Below are 17,886 nucleotides of genomic sequence, written 5' to 3'. Positions count from 1 at the left end.
GAGATCAAGCCTCTCTGAACCGGTAGAACTCTCGCAAAAGGCTAAATACTAAATAGCGAGCTTGGTTAGTACCACTTGATAAATCAACAGAGTCTGTTCCCGCGTTTCGCGCTCTCGATTGTCTCTCGAGATTGAACCTCTGTGTATCAGCAAAAGACGGAAAGCTATCGATAAGGCGAAAGACACATGTCGCAAACGGAGCAATCGCCCGAGACGCCGTCGTCATTTGCGGCACCGCAGGTGAGCGTTCCGAAAGGCGGCGGAGCTATTCGCGGATTGGGTGAGAAATTTCAAACCAATCCGGTGAATGGCACAGCAACCCTCTCCGTTCCAATTCCGCTGAGCAAGAGTCGCAGCGAATTTCAACCTGCACTCGCTTTGTCTTACAGTTCCGGGTCGGGCAATGGCCCTTTCGGACTGGGTTGGACGCTCGGACTTCCTTCTATCTCCAGGCGGACGGACAAGGGCGTTCCGCGTTACGTGCCTTTCGCGCGCCGTGCCGAAAATGTTGCGGCAGCCGATGTTGCGGCAGATATCTTCCTGTTGTCCGGATCGGAAGATCTCGTGCCGATCACCGCAGCAGACGCGCCGTGGACAGCGTATCGGGAGGTGAGCGACTACTTTGTGCGAGCCTTTCGACCTCGCATCGAAGGAACCTTTTCGCGGATAGAGAGCTGGACCCGCATCGCCGACGGCGACACCCACTGGCGCACCATTTCCCGAGACAACGTTCTCACCGTATACGGCGAAACGCTTGCGTCGCGCATTGCAGATCCTGAAAATGCACAGTGCATTTTCGAGTGGCTTATCTGCCGCAGCTACGACGATCGCGGAAACGCTATTGAGTATGAATACGCAGCCGAAGGCGACGATGGCGTCGATGTCACCCGCGCCAGCGAGCGCCTCCGATCCCGGAGCGCGAACCGGTATCTGAAGCGTATCAGGTATGGAAACCGCAGGCCGGTGCTGCTCGATGTTTCACTCGATTCGGCGCGCCGCAATCATCTTCCACGGCCGCAGGTCGATCCGCAAACCGGATGGCTGTTCGAAGTCGTGCTCGACTATTGCGACGAGCCATTTGCGCATGAACCCGAGGCGGAGGGATTCGAACGTGTGCGCTGGACGGACGATCGGTCGCTTCCAAGGCACGCGCGTTGCGATCCGTTTTCGAGAACGCGCGCCGGTTTCGAGATCCGCACGCATCGATTATGCCAGCGAATTCTCGTCGCGCATCGCATGCCGGAGCGGCTTGGGACCGCGCGAACGCTCGTGCGTGACATTCAGCTCGATTACGACGCCAGATCGCTCGGCACACGTCTGGCGCGCGTCACGCAATCCGGATATCGGCCGCTCGAAGAAGGATTGTATCGGCGTCGGTCGCTGCCCCCGTTGCTGCTGAGCTACACCCCCAGTCCACTCGACGATCCGACGCCTCAAAAATGGAAAGTCGAGCAGCTTCCACGCGAAAGCCTCGAGAATCTTCCCACGGGCGTCGCCGGCCATGGCTATCAGTGGATCGACCTTGACGGCGAAGGAATCGCGGGTGTGCTCGCGGAGGAGGCGGGCGCTTGGTACTACAAGTCGAATCGGGGGCACGGCCAGTTCGGTTCCGTTCAGGTGATCCGCTCAAGGCCCATCGGCGAGGGCGGCCGATCGCAGCTTATCGACCTCGATTCGGACGGCCGACTTGAGCTTGCAACGCTCGTGCAGGGCACGGGCGGATATTTCGATCGGACCGACGAGGAAGGCTGGACACCATTTCGGCCGTTCCGCGCGTTTCCGCTCGTCGACTTCAGCAGTCCGAACGTTCGTCTGACCGATTTGTCGGGTGACGGGCTCGCGGACATTCTGATCATGGATGATCAGGCCATCACCTGGCATCCCTCCCTGGGCGACCTCGGTTTCGGCGAAGCGGTGCGCGTGCGCGTGCCATGGAACGAGGAGCGTGGTCCTCGCGTGCTGTTCGGGCAGGCGGATCAGGCGGTGTTCATTGCCGACATGTCGGGTGACGGACTGTCCGATCTCGTTCGTGTTCGCAACGGTGAGGTCTGTTACTGGCCCAATCTTGGCCACGGCCGGTTCGGCGTGAAGGTTACGATGGAGGGCGCGCCTTACTTCGACGAGGACGGCGTCTTCGATGCGCGCCGGATCCGTTTCGCTGACGTTGATGGCTCCGGTCCGGCCGACGTCATCTATGCCGGACGCAATGGCGTAAAGATCTTCCTCAATGAAAGCGGCAATGGACTGAGCCAGCCGCGCACGATCTCCGAAATGGTGCTGACCGACGGTGTGTCGCTCGATGTCATCGATCTACTCGGCCGTGGGACAGCGTGCCTTGTGTGGTCGACCGCGCTTCCGAGCATCGCATGGCGTCCGGTGGAGTTCATCGATCTTGCGCGCGGCACCAAGCCGCATCTGCTGGCGCGCTACGACAATCAGCTCGGTGCGGAGACACGGCTGACGTACAAATTCTCCACCGAGTTCTATCTTGCCGATCGAGAAGCAGGGCGGCCATGGGTGACGCGTTTGCCGTTCCCGGTACACGTCGTTGAACGGGTGGAAGCGACCGACCACATCAGTCGAAATCGATTCGTGACGCGTTTCGCATACCATCATGGCCACTATGATGGCGAGGAGCGCGAGTTCCGCGGCTTCGGCATGGTCGAGCAGTGGGATACCGAGCGGTTTGCAGCGTTCGACGGCAACGGCTTGCCGACAGACAATATCGCTGCCGAATCGCACGTGCCGCCTGTGCATACCAAGAGCTGGTTCCACACTGGCATTTACCTCGGCGCGGACCGCGTCTCTCGTCTGTTCGAGCGTGAGTATTTTCGCGAGCCCAGATTGACGCTCGCGGCTGCCCGCACCCAGCTTCTCGACGACACCATCGTGCCGCCCGGTTTGACACCGGAAGAAGAGCGCGAGGCCTGCCGATCTCTGAAAGGTACGCTGCTGCGCCAGGAGGTTTATGCGGACGACGCTGAGGGTCCGCGTGCGACACTTGCATGGACCCGACGAGCATGTACGCCTTACACGATTACAGAACAGAACTTCAGCATCCGGATGCTGCAGCATCGAGGCCTCAATCGCTACGCGGTATTCTTCACGCACGAACGTGAATCGATCACCTATCATTACGAACGCAATCCAGAAGATCCGCGTGTTCAGCACAAACTGACGCTGGAAGTCGATGACTATGGAAATGTGCTCAAACAGGTTGCGATTGCCTATGGACGCCGCGCCTCTCCGCTGTCGACGCGATGGGATCGCACACGGCAAACATCTCCACTGCTGACCTATGTCGAGACACGCTTCACCAACGCCATCACGCTGCCTGATGCCCAACGCAATCCACTTCCCTATGAGACGATTACCTTCGAGCTGACCGGCTATACACAGACAGCGAAGAGCGGTCGGTTCCAGGCATCGGATTTTGTCGAGCCCGATCCGATGTGCGCAGGCCGTCTGCGCCACAAGCGATCAGGCCCCGATATCGCTTACGAAGCGATAGCCACGGGGAGTCAGCGGCGGCGGCCATTTGAATGGGCGCGAACGCTCTATCGTCGCAACGATCTTGGCGGACTGCTGCCGCTGGGCGAAATTCAATCGCTTTGCCTGCCCGGCGAGAGTTACAAGCTTGCGTTCACGCCGGGTCTCCTTGATGAAACGTTCCAGCGCCGCCGCCCAGGACAGAGCCTCGAAGCTGCTGCCAGATCCCGCAGTCGTGCTGGGCGGACAGGATGCTTCGACCGGAGGCTACGTTGACCTCGACGGGAACGGTCACTGGTGGGTGCCCTCGGGACGTTCGTTCTTTCACGTGGAGGACGTTTCTGCGGCGGAGGAACTCGCAGAAGCTGGCGCTCACTTTTTCATGTCGCGCCGCTACCGCGGTCCTTTCGGCCAGGGCTCGATCGTCGATTTCGATGCCTACGATCTTCTGATCACGGGGACGCGAGATGCGCTCGGAAATCGCATCTCGGTCGATAGTTACGACTATATCGTAATGCAGCCGACCACCGTCAGCGATGCTAACCGCAACCGGACGGAAGTCATCTTCGACACGCTCGGCATGGTCGTGGGCACCGCTGTCATGGGCAAACCGCTGCCGTCGCCGGCCGAAGGCGATTCGTTAGCTGAGTTCATTGCCGATCTCGATCAAGCGCAGCTCGACGGCCTGTTCGGGAGTGTCGATCCTCACGCTATCGCGAAGACGCTCCTTAAAGGCGCCACCACGCGTGTCGTCTACGACGTAGATCGCTTTCGACGTACGCAAGCGGCCTACCCAGACGACCCGACACAGTGGCAGCCGAATTGTAGTGCGACGTTCGCTCGCGAGACGCATGTCAACGCGCCGTTGCCACGGCAGGATCTGAAGATTCAACTCACCTTTGCTTACTCCGATGGTTTCGGCCGCGAGATTCAGCGGAAGGTTCAGGCGGAACCGGGGCCGCTCGACGCCAACGATCCGCGCGCGCCCTTCGTCAATCGACGCTGGGTCACCACGGGCTGGACGATCTTCAACAACAAAGGCAAGCCGGTTCGCCAGTTCGAGCCATTCTTCAGCGCCACGCACAGCCACGAGTTTGGTGTTCGCGTCGGTGTAAGTCCCGTGCTCTTCTATGATCCGATCGGGCGGGTGATCGCTACACTGCATCCGAACCATACCTATGAGAAGGTTGTGTTCGATGCCTGGCGCCAGACGACGTACGATACGAACGATACTTGCGCGCCGCGTTAATCGCAGACGGGCGATCCACGGACTGATGAGGATATCGGCGGATTTGTAGCCGCGTACTTCAAGACGCTGCAATCCTCTTCAGCTCCGCTGTGGAGGACGTGGCATGAACAACGTATCGGCGGCGATCTAGGGAAGGAAGAGCGCGTTGCCGCCCAGCGTGCCGCAGCTCACGCCGACACCCCGAGCACGGCGCATCTCGACGTGCTCGGTCGTCCCTTCCTGACGGTAGCAAGGAATCATGTCGTCTGTGCTGGCCACGACCTCGACGGCCGCGAAGATGCTTTTGCAACTCGTGTCGAGCTGGACATCGAAGGCAATCAGCGCGTCGTTCGCGATGCAGTTCAGCAAGGCGACGGTTCGCTCGGCCGAATCATGATGCGCTACGTCTACGACGTTTCCGGCAACCGCATTCACCAGTCCAGCATGGAGGCTGGCGCGCGCTGGAAACTCCAGGACGTACTCGGTAACTCAATTCGAGCGTGGGACAGCCGTGGACATGTCTACGTGACCGCGTACGATGCCCTGCGACGCCTGATCGAGACGACGGTGCGCGGCACAAGCGCCGAATCGGATCCTCGTACCTTGGATCGCGATATTCTGATCGAGCGCAGCGAATACGGCGAAGGTATCCTGCATGCTGCCGGGCGCCGGACTACGCTTCTTCGACTGGCGGCAGGACTTTTCGGACGCGTGGCAACGGTTCAAGGGCCTTGGGCCGGTTGTTGAGGAGCCGGGTTGCGCACGCGCGCTCGCATTGCGCATGAGCCGCAGCATGTTCCCGTACCTGCCGGGCGAGCGGCCTGTTCGCATGCGACGAGTCGAGCTCTGGTTCGAGGCGCGCCCGTGTCAAGACGTACGCAACCACGAGATCGAGTTTCTGCCGGAGCATCAGGACGGCGCGGAGGAGAAGTGCTGCGACCGTTACTTTTTCACCTGCGTGGCGAGCGAAGACTGGCCTTGCTTGTTCCACGGCGTGATCGAGTATCCGTTCCCGTTCTTGCGAGACGACCATCCGATCACGATTGGCCATTTCTTGTTTCCTGAAAGCGTCAGCGTCGTTTACCGCGCCTACTTGGTGTGCTCGTTCGAGGCCAGTCCACCTGAGCGATGCTTGCCGAGGCAGCCCGCTTGCGACAACGACTGTGCGGCACTGTGTTGAGACGAGCTTAGAGCTTTTCCGCTTCTGACGGAGTCGGAAGCGAAGCTCTATGATGTAACGCGTTTTCTTCACGCGAACCGGTATCCACTTCGCTCGAAAACGCTATAGCAGTGGAGGGAGGGCCTATGGTCAAGAAGAGCACGCGCGATGAAGAGAAAAAGCCTGCTCCGAAGCCGAGAGCCAGCGCGGTGGAACTCATCGAGCTGAGGTTCGGCTTCTTCCTCAACGCGGACCAGATCGTCACCGTGCGGGTCTTGCCACAGCAGGGGGACGAGACCTACGCGGTGATGCAGCTTTCGAACGGCGACAAGCTCAATCTCACTCTTGAGGAGTTCATGGCGGTCACCGGTAAAGACCCGCGCCCGCCGGTGCGGCTCCGGCAGGAAAAACGCCCGGAAAAGCCTGCGAAACTGAGTCGATCCTGATTCCCTCGCGATCTACCTGATCAGGTGCATGGCGTTACCAAAGCCAAGTGCTAGCGATGGCTCGATTGCGCCACTCGGGTGAGGGAGTCACGGCCAAGGCCGGTCGAAACGTTGAGCCAACGCTATAGGAGAGCGAGACGATCCCTCAGGCGGCGCGACTGCGGGTGACAGCTTGATACAGCATCCGCGCTCCGACATCGAGCAGCAAGCCGAGTATGCCGATCATCAGCACCGTGGCCATCAGCTCCGAATAAGCGAGGCGATCGCGGGTATCGAGAATGAAATAGCCGAGACCGGCCGAGACCCCGAGCATCTCGCACGGCACTAGCACGATCCAAACGATACCGACGGAAAGCCGCAATCCGGTCAGCACATGGCCAAGCACGCCGGGCAGAATCACGTACCATAGTGTTTCCCAGCGCGTCGCGGCGAGGCTGTCGGCAAGACTGAGCCAGCTCGGCTGCAGCCGCCGCACACCTTCGGCGGTGTTGAGCAGGATTGGCCACACCGCGGCGAACGCCAGCATGAAATAGATTGGCTGGTCGCCGACGCCGAACATCATCACCGCAATCGGCATCCACGACAGAGGTGAGATCATGCGCAGAAACTGAAACGCCGGCGAGGTCGCGGTATTGAGGTGGTTATAACTGCCGACTGCGAGCCCGACGGGCACGCCGATCAGCAACGCGAAAGCGAGACCGATCAGCACCCGGCGCAGACTGGCGAAAATATGCACTGACAGATCAGCCTGCGCCAGCATCGTTACGAGCTTGGGGATCGCCGCGGTCGGCGAGAACTGCCGGATAAATCCTTCAGATGAAGCCAGGACATCGGTGCCGAGCCACCATAGCAACAGCAGCATGATCAGTCCGCCGATGCCGAGCAGGCTGTTGGCCAATGCTGGCAGCGTCAACAACGGCTTGCCGCCAAAACGGCCCGCAAACGTAGCGAGCCGCGGAGATGCGGGGCGGCTCAGGCTGTCGCTTGGCCAGCTTGTGCTCATGCCGCCACGACCTCGGTGCGGGTAAAGGATTCCGGCAGACCGAACGCCGCCATGCCGCCTGCCGCGATCACCGCCTTCTTGACGAAACGATCGTCGACAAGCTCGCGGCCGGCGGCCGCTGGATCGAGCGTATCGAGGAACGCGCGATCACCCTCGACCAGCGTTTCCCGCAGGCGCCGGATCAGTTCCTCGGTGTAGCTCGGATAGGGATAGGGCTGGAAATCGATCCGGCGCTCGCGCCAGTCCGGATGCTGGATCGCGCCGGCCTTGATGTAGGCGGCATCGTCGGCCTCCGGCGGCGCCAGCACTTTGCTGAGAACCTCGACACTATGCGGAGTGTATTGATTGGGATTGTCCTTGGAGAGCAGCGCCGCCGTTTCGGCACGATGGTCACGCGTCCAGAGCTGCGCTTTGACCATTGCGTTGACTGCGCGCTGCACCCATTCCGGGCGCTGCTGGATATCGCGTTCATGCATGAACACCAGGCAGCAGGCGTGATCCTTCCAGACATCTCCGGTGAAGCGCAGGATCTTTCCGACACCAAGCGCCTCGCTCGCTGCGTTGAACGGCTCGGCGACGATGTAGCCACTGATCTGCTTTGAGGCGAGCGCTGGCACCATGTCAGCCGGCGCCATGACAACGAGATTGACCTCGTTGGCGGCGGGGGTGCCTGTGCGTTTCGACACCGGCTTCAATCCGTTCTCGCGCAGCAGGACTTGCAGCACCACATTGTGAATCGAGTACCAGAACGGAATGGCGACCGTGGTACCGCCAAGATCCTTGACGCTGTTGATGTGCGGCAGAACGCTGAGGCCGGAGCCGCTGGTGTGATTCCAGGCGACCACCTTAGCCGGAGCCTTGCTGGCGAAGCGTGCCCAAACTGTCATCGGCGACAGCAGGTGGACGGCGTTCACTTGTCCAGAGATAAAGGCTTCCAGCACCTGCGCCCAGCTTCGCAGGCGCACCGGCTTCTCGGCCTTGATGCCTGCCTCCTCGAAAAACCCCTTGCCATGCGCGACCAGAAGCGGCGTCGCATCGGTGATCGGTAGATAGCCGATGCGCAGCGGCACATCCGCGACCTCGGCGCGCGCCTCGTATGCCTTCAGGAGCGGCAGCGCGCCACTGGCGGTCAGCAGCGCCGACAGGCGCAGAATCTGACGGCGGGAGACGTCATAACGGGAAAATTCGTCGATCGACATGGCGGGTCCTTTGAATCGTCATCTGGTCGCGCGCGGCGCCGCTGCGTGACCGGTTTAGTTGATGCGTCGCTGAGTCGCGTGGCGCAGTCGTGAGAGAATTTCAACGCGGATGACGCCAAGCTCTGCGATGTAGTTTTCGCGCGGTGTCGGCAGGTCGATGCACCATTGGCCGATCACTCGCGCCGGTGTCCCGCCGAGCAGCAGGATGCGATCAGAGACCAACAGGGCCTCATCGATGTCGTGAGTGATCAGGATCGCCGCGGTTTGGAAATCGCGCATCACCTTCAGAAGCAGATGCTGCATCTCGGTGCGGGTCACTTCGTCGAGCGCGCCGAAGGGTTCGTCGAGCAGCAGGATTTCCGGCTTGCGCGCCAGGCACCGCGCCAGCGCGGCGCGCTGCGCCATGCCGCCGGACAGTTGCTCGGGAAAGTAGTGCCGTGCGTGCGTCAGTCCGACTTCACGGATCGCAACATCGACGCGGACTTTGCTTTCCTCCGGCGTCAGACGCGGCTGGTGCTTGAAGTTGAGCCCGAATGCAACGTTCTTCTCCAGCGACAGCCATGGCAGCAGGCTTGCGTTCTGAAAGGCGATGGAAACGCGCGGTGACACGCCCTGCAGTGGCTTGCCATTCATCGTCACCGTGCCGTCGGTTGGCTTTTGCAGCCCGCCAAGCACGCGCAACAAGCTCGATTTTCCGACGCCGCTCGGACCGAGCACGCTGACGGACTCGCCCGCGGCCAACTCAAAATCGAATGCCCCGACAACCGGTTGCGGTTGGTCGGGATAGCGCAGCACCACGCCGGCGGCTTCAAGAATAGCAGCCTGACGATCCGGTGCCGGGGAAGCGGTTTGTGCGGCCGCGGTCATGCTGTCGCGCCGACTGCGGCTGGCAATTCCTGAACGCGAAGCGCGAGCTTCAGTTGCACGAGGCTGGGCGTGACGACCGGAATGAAAGCGGCCTCGCGCAGCCGGCGCTGGAAGCCTGCGCCGGGCTGAGACAGATAGGCCCGGCCGCCAGAGGCCGACAGCTCGAACTGTACGGCCTGCACCGCAATCTCAGCGAGACGGATGCGCAGGCGGAACAGGCTTGCCGGGTGCTCGATGAAGCGGCCTCCACGCAGCCCTTCATGCAGCGCAGTTTCGGTGGAAGTGAGTTCGGCGGAAAGCGCAGCGACCGGTTCACTCAGGATGTCGCGATCATTGCGAAGTCTGGCGGTCGCTTCCGCAAGTGCGCGACGCGCCAAGCCGACAGACAACGCGGATTGCATCGCCAGAAATGCGGGCCTTACCTTCGGCAGCCATTCGGTAGCATTGTGATGGATAACGCGATCCTCGCCAATACGTACACCGTCGATCTTGAGCGCCGCGGTGTTTGATCCGCGCATTGCCATCAGATCGAGATCAGGCGAGCGTTCGAGGCCGGAATCGTCGGAAGTCAGTGCGGCGATAAAGGCAGGAGCACCATTCGCACCCTTGACAGCCATCGCAACATCAAAGCCTGTCGCGGGCAGGTTGGTCACCCACGGCAGATAACCGTCGAGCTGTAGCGCAGTGCCGCTACGCTGGGACTGCACCGACAATTCCTCAATGCCTGAAAGGAATTTCATCGCGTTGGACAGGCCGGTAGCGCCGCCGCGCCGGCCGGCTAATAGATCCGGCAGTAGCGTTTCGCGCAAAGCGGCGTTGGGGCTCTGCAGCAGATATTCAATGAATGTGCGATGGCCCCAGAACACGAAGCCTGCGGTCAGCGAGTGCGCCGAGACCTCGGCGATGGCGTTGACCGCATCAGCGACATGGCCGCCGTTGCCACCCCATTGCACTGGCACGCCCAGCCCAAACAGACCAGCGTCCGCGAGCTTGGGAAGAACCGCTGCGGCTGTGCCGGCAGTGGTGTCGAGATGAGAGGCGCTGGCGTCAAGCCATGCCCCAAGATCAGAGATTAAGTGCGTCATGGCGATACCTTCATCCGTCACTCGGCAGCGACGGCGGCCGAGTTGTTCCATGCGTAAGGCTTAAGCTGCGGATTGAGGTCCGTTTGTCCGAGGTTGTTGGCGAAGTTGCACAGCGTCGCGAGACTGACGCCGAGCACCACTTCCAGCACGTTGGCGTCGTTGAAGCCGGCGTTGCGGAACGCCTTCAATTCGGAATCCTCGACACGGCCGCGGCTGCGGATCACGGCGCGGGTGAAGTCCGCTACGGCATTGAGGCGTGCATCCGGCCCACGCGTGCCATCGCGTAGCGCGTTGACGGTAGCGTCCTTCAGGTCAGCTTTTTTATAAGCGATAGCGGTGTGACCGGCGACGCAGAAGCCGCAGCCATGGATCGCGGCAGCGGTGATCTGCACTGCCTCTCGCTCCGCTAGCGTTAGGCCGCTGCGCGCGTTGATGCCGCTCACGGTTTGATAGGTCTCCAACGCTGTTGGCGCATTGGCTAAAAGTCCGATCAGGTTAGGTAGAAAACCATTCGCCGTCTCGGCATTCTGGACCCGTTCCCTGGCAGCTTCAGGGGCTGTGGTAGCGGTATGAATTGGCAAGCGTGTCATGTGCATCCTATCGGTGGCATCGACCCAAGTGGACCGGCGCGAAGAGCGACGACCAACTCAGTCAGGTTATGAGACCTTCGATATGATGATGGTGAAACAGGCGTCCAGCCACGACAACCCGTTTGGAAAAATAACAAGAAACGACCTTCTTAGCCGGCGCCCAAGAGCATGCTGCTATTCTGGCCTGCAAACCAATAAGGAGATTATTTCAAGATCAGGCGGGGCGTCGTGTGCGGGTTCTAATACGTAATGCTGCTCGCTAACGGCGTATGGCATTCTCCGCTCTTCGTTTCTCGAGCAATTGAATTTTGATAGACGTTGGTATCTGCCTTCTCGATCATCGGAAGTGATAGGTGAATCTATCGAGCTTCGTCACAAGACGTCGACGTGGTGAGGGAATGTTTGGCGTTCCGATGCAGCAAATCGAGAAATAACTTTTTCGCGCATATCGCGTTCGCGATGCGTGCATTGCTATTTTTCGGAGCCACTCGACATCGCGCCGTGTCATCGCCCATGAGTTCTGTTCAGAATTATGAAGGTCATTGAAATCAAAAATGGCAGCAACTGACTTAACTTCTGAATCCGGCGTTCCGACGGCCCACCGAATGAGTACACTGGAAGTAGACACGGTTAACGCAACCGAAAGTTTTCGCCATGCGATGCGAAGGCTTCCCAGTGGGGTAAGTGTAATCACCGTTGGACAAGGCAGTGACGTATCTGGCCTGACCGTAACGTCAGTATCGTCGCTTTCCATCGAACCCGAGACCGTCATCTTCGGCATCAATCGGAAGTCATCCGCTTGGCCGATACTGGTGCGGCATGGCGTGTTCGGCGTAAACGTGCTGAACGCTCGCCAGGCCGAGATTGCCGAAAGGTTTTCAGGGCGCGGCGGCGTGAAAGGGGCGGGCCGCTATCTCGGCGCGAAATGGATGACGAGAATAACCGGCGTGCGGCTTCTGACGGATGCGCTCGCTGCGCTGGATTGCGAGGTCGACGACATCATCGAGCGCCATTCTCACGACATTGTCATTGGCCGCGTGCGTTATGTGCATCTCTCCAGCAACCGCAGCGCGCTGGCGTACTGGCATGGGGAGTATCTGGAAGTGACTCAGAATTCCGGTGCCGGCACTATTCCTGACTCAGTTTTTTCGACTACGTGATATTCGCCACAGATTGTTGGCCCACTACCACCGCGACCGCAATTGCGGCATTCATTATGCCAGCCTCAATTGAGGCTATCCGATTCTGCCTGCGCCCGCGCTTTTGATCATAATTTTTTAACGAGTTGGACCTTGAAAAGATCCCACGAGAGGAGTTGACTGAATAGACGATGACCCGGTTCGGCGGCATGGCGTTAAATGAGGAAATCGGAAGTCGGCTTTGCCGGCTGCCGTTCGTTTTGCTGCTCACCGTCGGCCTGTTGTTTTCGCTGGTTCACTGTGCCGGATGTGGTCCGACGTTTGCCAACGCCGATTCCGCGGTCGTGATGACGAGCGCCAACCCGGACTCTTCGCCGGATACCCCAGAACAACAGTTGCCGTGCCACAGCGGGCACTGTTTCTCCCACGTTACCGCCCAGCATGCGACGGTAGCGATGACCCCGGCGGATCCCGTCGTGCGCCTGGTGGCGTCCGGTCGGGAGCAATTCCCTGCCGCGCTTGCCGGCCTTCCTCTGTTCAAACCACCCCGCGCCTAACCTCCCAGGCGGCCGTCTAGGCCCCCGTTGGCACGTCCCGTTGCGCAGGCAATGCGAGGGCTTGCGTGCGTTCAGGAAACGGTTTGGCGAAATCACGAGCGGTCGAGGCTCGTTCACGGGATATTGGGAATGGTCCGGATGTGGTTGCTCGCGGCTGTGCTTGTGCTCGGCGCGGCATTTCCCCTCGCGGCGCACGGCGAAAAGCCGGGCGGGGAAAAACACGATGAACTCGTGGTTACGGTCAGCGAGAAGCAGGTGGATGCCGGCAAGTTCGCCGTCAGCGAAGTGCAAGGCGGCATGCTGGGCAAACGCATTGTAGTGCCTGGCTCCATCGTGCCCAGCGGCGACCATATCGCGCGGGTCGCGGTTCGGCTGCTCGGCACAGTGGCGGAGCTGCGCAAGCGGCTGGGTGATACCGTGCGGGCGGGCGAAGTTGTCGCCGTGATCGAAAGCCGCGAGGTTGCCGACGCCAAGAGCGAATACCTGGCCGCGCGGTTGGTGTTTGATCTGCAGCAAACCCTGTTCAATCGTTCGACCAGGTTGTTTGAAGGCAAGATTCTCAGCGAAAACGATTTCCTGCGGGCTCGTACCACGTTTGAAGACGCTCGCGTTAAAATCGAGATCGCCCGCCAAAAGCTCTTCGCGCTCAGCTTGACTGCTGAACAAATTGAAGCCCTGCCTCAACAGCCCGTCGAGACGCTGCGACTACAGGAGCTGAGGGCGCCGATTGCCGGACGTATTGCGGAACGCCGTGTCGAGCTTGGGTCGCTGGTCGGCCGCGAAGGCCAGGAGAGCGAGCTGTACGTCATCGTCAATCTGGACGTCGTTTGGGCCGAGCTTGCGGTACCGTCTTCTGACTTGGCGAGCGTCCACGAAGGCCAGAAAATCAACATCGCGGCCGGTACCGGAGGTGAGCCATCCCCGGCGACCATCATGTTTGTCAGCCCGCTACTCGATAAGGACACGCGTACCGCCCGCGTGGTCGCCTCGGTCGACAACACTGCACTTAAATGGCGGCCGGGCTCTTTCATCACCGCCGAGATCCCGACGGATGCAACACCAGCAGCTATAACGGTGCCGAAAACAGCTTTGCAATCCTTCAAGGGCGATACCGTCGTGTTCGTCCGCACGGCTAAAGGTTTTGAGGCGCGCAAAGTGTCCATTGGCCGGCAGGACGGGCGCCTGGCCGAGGTAACCGCCGGCCTGTCGGCCGGGGAGTGCATCGCCGTCGCCAACACCTTCACCCTCAGGGCTGACCTCGGCAAGGCCGAGGCCGAGCATGAAGACTAGGGGGCGACCATGATCAGTCGCATTCTCGCGCTATCGATTCAGTACCGGTGGGTTGTGGTGTTCCTCAGCGTGGGTGCCGTGGCGTTGGGCCTGTGGTCGTTAATCCGGCTTCCCATCGATGCCGTCCCCGACATCACCAACAAGCAGGTTCAGGTCAACACTACGGCGTTCGCGTTGTCGCCGGTCGAAATCGAAAAACAGGTGACGTTTCGCATCGAGACCGCGCTTGCCGGCATACCCGGCCTGGAAAGCACCCGTTCAATTTCGCGCAATGGCTTCTCCCAGGTAACAGCCGTTTTCACGGAAAAAACGGACATCTATTTCGCGCGCCAGCAAGTCGGCGAACGGTTGCTGGAATTGCGTCCGAACCTGCCGCCCGGTGTCGATCCGAAGATGGGGCCTATCTCCACCGGCCTGGGTGAAATCTACATGTGGTCGATCGGCTTTGCTCCCACATCGCCCGGTGCCGGTGCTTACGTCACGCCGGAAGGCGAACGACTCGACACGGATGTGGAGCGCGCCGCGTATTTGCGTACCGTGCAGGATTGGATGGTTCGGCCGCAGATCAAGAGCGTGGTGGGCGTAGCCGGCGTCGATTCCATCGGCGGTTATGTCAAGCAATACCACGTCCGACCTGATCCCTTGAAGTTGACCTCGCTGGGCCTGTCCTTCGGTGATGTCGCTCGCGCCATTGAAGCCAATAACGTCAGCCGCGGCGCCAGCGTCATCGAGCGCAACGGCGAAGGCATCGCCGTGCGTACCGGTGGAAGACTCGAAAATCTCAGGGACATTGGCGATGTTGTTATCAGCACGCGAGGTTCGGTGCCGGTACGTGTCCGCGACGTTGCCCAAGTGGCGATTGGCGGTGAAATCCGCACTGGCAGCGCCAGCGAGAACGGCCACGAGGTCGTTGTCGGCACGGCGCTCCTGCTGATTGGCAGCAATAGCCGCACCGTGGCGGCAGCTGTCGACGCCAAGATCGACCAGGTACGCCGCACTCTGCCGGCCGGCATTGAACTCAAAACAGCGCTCGACCGTACTCAGCTTGTGGACGCCACGATGAGGACAGTCGCCACCAACCTCGTTGAAGGCGCTCTTTTGGTGATCCTCGTGCTGTTTGTGCTGCTCGGGAACTTCCGCGCGGCGCTCATCACCGCCCTTGTCATCCCCGTCGCCATGTTAATGACGGCAGCCGGCATGTTGCAGGGGGGCATCAGCGCTAACCTGATGAGCCTGGGCGCACTGGATTTCGGTCTGATTGTCGATGGCGCGGTCATCATCGTCGAAAACACACTGCGGCACCTCACCGAACGCCAGGCCACCTCAGACCGCGCGCTCTCTCTTTTCGAACGTCTGGACACCGTGCGTGGCGCCGCAGAGGAAATGATCGGCCCTACTGTGTACGGCCAAGCAATCATCATCCTGGTCTATGTACCGTTGCTGAGCTTCAGCGGGATCGAGGGTAAAATGTTTGAGCCGATGGCGTTGACCGTCATCCTCGCCCTGGCCGCAGCGTTCGTCCTGTCGCTGACGTTCGTGCCGGCGTTGATTGCCATATTCATTACGAGTCGTGTCGCCGAAGGCGACAATGGCATCGTTCGGCGGCTGAAGAAATCCTACGCACCCTTGCTGATGCGCACGATCAAACATCCGCTGCCGGTGATGGTAGGTGCGGCCCTCATGTTTGTCGTCGCGTTGCTGGTGTTCGTCCGCCTGGGCCAGGTGTTCATCCCGACCCTAGACGAAAAAAACGTCGCCATGCACGCACTGCGCATTCCAAGCACCAGCCTGGCGCAATCGCAGGCCATGCAAATCGAGATTGAAAAGACGGTTAGCGCATTACCGGAGGTCGCCTTTGTTTTTTCGAAGACCGGCACGGCCGAAATTGCAACGGACCCGATGCCACCGAATGCCGCCGATACGTTCATTATCTTCAGGCCAGAGGAGCAATGGCCTAATCCAAATCTCTCCAAGGAGGCATTGATCCAACAAATCGAGTCGGCAGTGCGTGAGCTGCCTGGTAACAATTACGAGTTCACTCAACCCATCCAGATGCGTTTCAACGAACTGCTGGCAGGAGTGCGTGGCGACGTCGCGGTCAAGATCTTTGGCGATGATTTCAAACCCTTGCTGCGCGCCGCCGACCAGGTCACGAGCGTTCTAAGGGCCACCAAGGGCGCCAAGGATGTCAAAGTCGAGCAAGCCAGCGGCCTGTCGGTTCTGGACATCGCGGTGGACAAGGCTGAGATCGCCCGGCGAGGTCTGAGCCTCGCGGCGGTGCAGGAGGTTATCGGCGCCGCAATCGGCGGGCGGGATGCGGGCGTCGTGTTTGAGGGTGACCGGCATTTTGAGATTGTCGTGCGGTTGCCCGAAACAATCCGCCACGATCTCGATGCCTTGAAAAGTTTGCCCGTATCCCTTCCCGCGATGGGCGCTGTCGCCATGACCATTCCCCTGGACCAAGTGGCGACTTTTACATTTGGCGAAGGCCCCAATCAGGTCAGCCGCGAGAATGGCAAGCGCCGCGTCGTGGTGACCGCCAACGTGCGCGATCGCGACATCGCTTCCGTGGTGAACGATGCGCGCGTGCAAATCGATGCGCAGGTGAAACTGCCTGCCGGCTACTGGATGACATGGGGCGGGCAGTTCGAGAACCTGGAGGCGGCTCGTTGGCGTTTGTCGATCGTGGTTCCCGCGTGCTTCCTGATGATCTTCTTGCTGTTGATGAGTGCTCTCGGCTCGGCGCGCGATGCCTTGCTGGTATTTAGTGCCGTGCCTCTTGCCCTGACCGGAGGCGTACTGGCTCTCTGGCTGCGCGGCTTGCCGTTCTCCGTCTCGGCGGCGGTAGGATTCATCGCCCTATCCGGGATCGCAGTCCTCAACGGTTTGGTGCTGCTCACATTCATCAAGCAGCTCATGGCGCAAGGCCTGGCAAAATTGGATGCGATTTATGAAGGAGCGCTGACCCGACTGAGGCCGGTCGTAATGACGGCTCTGGTGGCTTCACTTGGCTTCGTCCCGATGGCGTTGGCCACTGGCACGGGCGCGGAGGTTCAAAAGCCAATCGCCTCCGTAGTGATAGGCGGGCTGATCAGCGCGACACTGCTGACGTTGTTCGTGCTGCCCGCGCTTTATGTCTTATTTGGACGCAAGCGTTCGGAGCAAGTGGTCAACTTCGAACTCACACGGAGGGCCGCAGAATGATCGCGCACCATCAACTAGTCCTGGCGGCACCAATGACCCAAAAACGCACAACGCCGGACAGCGGAGTATGTTCGCTGCCGGCGTTGGCTAATACGCACTGGGCCCTGAAATCCCCAGCAATGATAAGGCGCTCGAACTCGATAAAAGGTTCAAGCAAACTTTCGACTATCCCTCGAAACCGAGCTGGGCAGCCTCTGGTTCGCGTAAGGCCGACGGTTTTCCGCCTGTGCGGCTCAAGCTTATTTGTGTAGTTGAAAGTGAACAGCGGCATGCTGCTCGTGAGGCGCCGCATGGCCGCTGCGCCCGTTCGTGAAGTACACGAGGCTGGCCATCAGCGCCACGACCGCGCCTGCCATAGCCCAGCCGGCCCGGTTGTTATCCGGTGCCTTCGTAAAATTCCCAGGGTTCCAGACTTGCATGTGCATACCCTATCGACCCTTCTTTAACAGCGAGAAACCCTAACGGTCTGTTACCGGTCCAAAGGCGGCCGAACACAGGCGCGTGATAGTCATCGGGATGAGCCGGAAGTTTTGGCACCCCCTCCGCGAAGCAGGGCAACGGTTAACAGGACTTCGACTTCCCGTGCAGTGCGAAATCAGCATACCTGCGATACGATTGCAGCATAGTGGC

14 protein-coding genes are annotated in these 17,886 nt (G+C 60.2%); 8 read left to right on the top strand and 6 right to left on the bottom strand.

The window, feature by feature from the left end:
* The first annotated feature begins 186 nt into the window (after positions 1-186).
* A complete protein-coding gene (locus ACZ5IL_RS21320) occupies positions 187-3,765 on the top strand; it encodes a SpvB/TcaC N-terminal domain-containing protein (protein WP_464594409.1) in 3,579 nt (1,192 codons plus the stop codon).
* The gene (locus ACZ5IL_RS21315; RefSeq protein WP_464594408.1) at positions 3,662-4,738 is read left to right on the top strand and encodes a hypothetical protein; all 1,077 of its coding nucleotides are present in this window, start codon (positions 3,662-3,664) and stop codon (positions 4,736-4,738) included. The genes ACZ5IL_RS21320 and ACZ5IL_RS21315 overlap by 104 nt, the downstream gene beginning before the upstream one ends.
* Before the next feature lie 126 nt (positions 4,739-4,864).
* Here the strand turns inward: ACZ5IL_RS21315 and ACZ5IL_RS21310 are convergent, their stop codons facing one another.
* The gene (locus ACZ5IL_RS21310; protein WP_464594407.1) at positions 4,865-5,152 is read right to left on the bottom strand and encodes a hypothetical protein; all 288 of its coding nucleotides are present in this window, start codon (positions 5,150-5,152) and stop codon (positions 4,865-4,867) included.
* Between the two features lie 220 nt (positions 5,153-5,372).
* Here ACZ5IL_RS21310 and ACZ5IL_RS21305 point away from each other — a divergent pair, with 220 nt between their 5' ends.
* Positions 5,373-5,897 (top strand): hypothetical protein, encoded by a 525-nt coding sequence (locus ACZ5IL_RS21305; protein WP_464594406.1) that lies wholly within the window; start codon positions 5,373-5,375, stop codon positions 5,895-5,897.
* 125 nt (positions 5,898-6,022) lie between these two features.
* The gene (locus ACZ5IL_RS21300) at positions 6,023-6,322 is read left to right on the top strand and encodes a hypothetical protein (protein ID WP_464594405.1); all 300 of its coding nucleotides are present in this window, start codon (positions 6,023-6,025) and stop codon (positions 6,320-6,322) included.
* 145 nt (positions 6,323-6,467) lie between these two features.
* Here ACZ5IL_RS21300 and ACZ5IL_RS21295 read toward each other — a convergent pair whose 3' ends face one another.
* From ACZ5IL_RS21295 to ACZ5IL_RS21275, 5 genes are read right to left on the bottom strand one after another with little or no spacing between them, the layout of a single operon-like run.
* Entirely contained in the window at positions 6,468-7,325 is an 858-nt protein-coding gene (locus tag ACZ5IL_RS21295) for an ABC transporter permease (protein WP_464594404.1), read from the bottom strand.
* Positions 7,322-8,524, bottom strand: coding sequence for an ABC transporter substrate-binding protein (locus tag ACZ5IL_RS21290; RefSeq protein ID WP_464594403.1), 1,203 nt, complete (start codon positions 8,522-8,524; stop codon positions 7,322-7,324). Before ACZ5IL_RS21290 ends, ACZ5IL_RS21295 begins: the two co-directional genes overlap by 4 nt.
* Before the next feature lie 54 nt (positions 8,525-8,578).
* Positions 8,579-9,391 (bottom strand): ABC transporter ATP-binding protein, encoded by an 813-nt coding sequence (locus ACZ5IL_RS21285; protein ID WP_464594402.1) that lies wholly within the window; start codon positions 9,389-9,391, stop codon positions 8,579-8,581.
* Positions 9,388-10,476 (bottom strand): acyl-CoA dehydrogenase family protein, encoded by a 1,089-nt coding sequence (locus ACZ5IL_RS21280; protein ID WP_464594401.1) that lies wholly within the window; start codon positions 10,474-10,476, stop codon positions 9,388-9,390. The genes ACZ5IL_RS21285 and ACZ5IL_RS21280 overlap by 4 nt, the downstream gene beginning before the upstream one ends.
* A gap of 17 nt (positions 10,477-10,493) precedes the next feature.
* Entirely contained in the window at positions 10,494-11,066 is a 573-nt protein-coding gene (locus ACZ5IL_RS21275) for a carboxymuconolactone decarboxylase family protein (protein WP_464594400.1), read from the bottom strand.
* 605 nt (positions 11,067-11,671) lie between these two features.
* On the opposite strand from ACZ5IL_RS21275, the gene ACZ5IL_RS21270 reads away from it, so the two are divergent.
* The 4 genes from ACZ5IL_RS21270 to ACZ5IL_RS21255 all read left to right on the top strand — a co-directional run bounded on the left by ACZ5IL_RS21270 (position 11,672) and on the right by ACZ5IL_RS21255 (position 17,256).
* Complete coding sequence (locus ACZ5IL_RS21270; RefSeq protein WP_464596957.1) at positions 11,672-12,226, top strand: flavin reductase family protein; 555 nt, start codon at positions 11,672-11,674, stop codon at positions 12,224-12,226.
* Between the two features lie 170 nt (positions 12,227-12,396).
* Positions 12,397-12,762 carry a ferrichrome ABC transporter substrate-binding protein gene (locus ACZ5IL_RS21265; protein ID WP_464594399.1) on the top strand — a complete coding sequence of 122 codons (366 nt, stop codon included), beginning with the start codon at positions 12,397-12,399 and terminating at the stop codon, positions 12,760-12,762.
* Between the two features lie 129 nt (positions 12,763-12,891).
* The gene (locus ACZ5IL_RS21260) at positions 12,892-14,052 is read left to right on the top strand and encodes an efflux RND transporter periplasmic adaptor subunit (RefSeq protein WP_464594398.1); all 1,161 of its coding nucleotides are present in this window, start codon (positions 12,892-12,894) and stop codon (positions 14,050-14,052) included.
* A 9-nt stretch (positions 14,053-14,061) separates the two neighbouring features.
* Positions 14,062-17,256: an efflux RND transporter permease subunit gene (locus tag ACZ5IL_RS21255; protein ID WP_464594397.1), complete on the top strand. Its 3,195-nt coding sequence runs from the start codon at positions 14,062-14,064 to the stop codon at positions 17,254-17,256.
* The last annotated feature ends 630 nt before the right edge of the window (positions 17,257-17,886 follow it).

The sequence above is a fragment of the Nitrobacter sp. CN101 genome, from assembly GCF_055390255.1.
The sequence above is the reverse complement of the archived record's forward strand: the minus strand, read 5'-3'. Positions and strand labels throughout refer to the sequence as shown.

Bases quoted from the DNA above. Each gene is read 5' to 3' on its own strand.
- ACZ5IL_RS21300 (WP_464594405.1), top strand. From the start codon at position 6,023: ATGGTCAAGAAGAGCACGCGCGATGAAGAGAAAAAGCCTGCTCCGAAG.
- ACZ5IL_RS21255 (WP_464594397.1), top strand. From the start codon at position 14,062: ATGATCAGTCGCATTCTCGCGCTATCGATTCAGTACCGGTGGGTTGTG.
- ACZ5IL_RS21270 (WP_464596957.1), top strand. From the start codon at position 11,672: ATGAGTACACTGGAAGTAGACACGGTTAACGCAACCGAAAGTTTTCGC.
- ACZ5IL_RS21315 (WP_464594408.1), top strand. From the start codon at position 3,662: ATGAAACGTTCCAGCGCCGCCGCCCAGGACAGAGCCTCGAAGCTGCTG.
- ACZ5IL_RS21280 (WP_464594401.1), bottom strand. From the start codon at position 10,476: ATGACGCACTTAATCTCTGATCTTGGGGCATGGCTTGACGCCAGCGCC.
- ACZ5IL_RS21295 (WP_464594404.1), bottom strand. From the start codon at position 7,325: ATGAGCACAAGCTGGCCAAGCGACAGCCTGAGCCGCCCCGCATCTCCG.
- ACZ5IL_RS21260 (WP_464594398.1), top strand. From the start codon at position 12,892: ATGGTCCGGATGTGGTTGCTCGCGGCTGTGCTTGTGCTCGGCGCGGCA.
- ACZ5IL_RS21290 (WP_464594403.1), bottom strand. From the start codon at position 8,524: ATGTCGATCGACGAATTTTCCCGTTATGACGTCTCCCGCCGTCAGATT.
- ACZ5IL_RS21275 (WP_464594400.1), bottom strand. From the start codon at position 11,066: ATGACACGCTTGCCAATTCATACCGCTACCACAGCCCCTGAAGCTGCC.
- ACZ5IL_RS21305 (WP_464594406.1), top strand. From the start codon at position 5,373: ATGCTGCCGGGCGCCGGACTACGCTTCTTCGACTGGCGGCAGGACTTT.
- ACZ5IL_RS21320 (WP_464594409.1), top strand. From the start codon at position 187: ATGTCGCAAACGGAGCAATCGCCCGAGACGCCGTCGTCATTTGCGGCA.
- ACZ5IL_RS21265 (WP_464594399.1), top strand. From the start codon at position 12,397: ATGACCCGGTTCGGCGGCATGGCGTTAAATGAGGAAATCGGAAGTCGG.
- ACZ5IL_RS21285 (WP_464594402.1), bottom strand. From the start codon at position 9,391: ATGACCGCGGCCGCACAAACCGCTTCCCCGGCACCGGATCGTCAGGCT.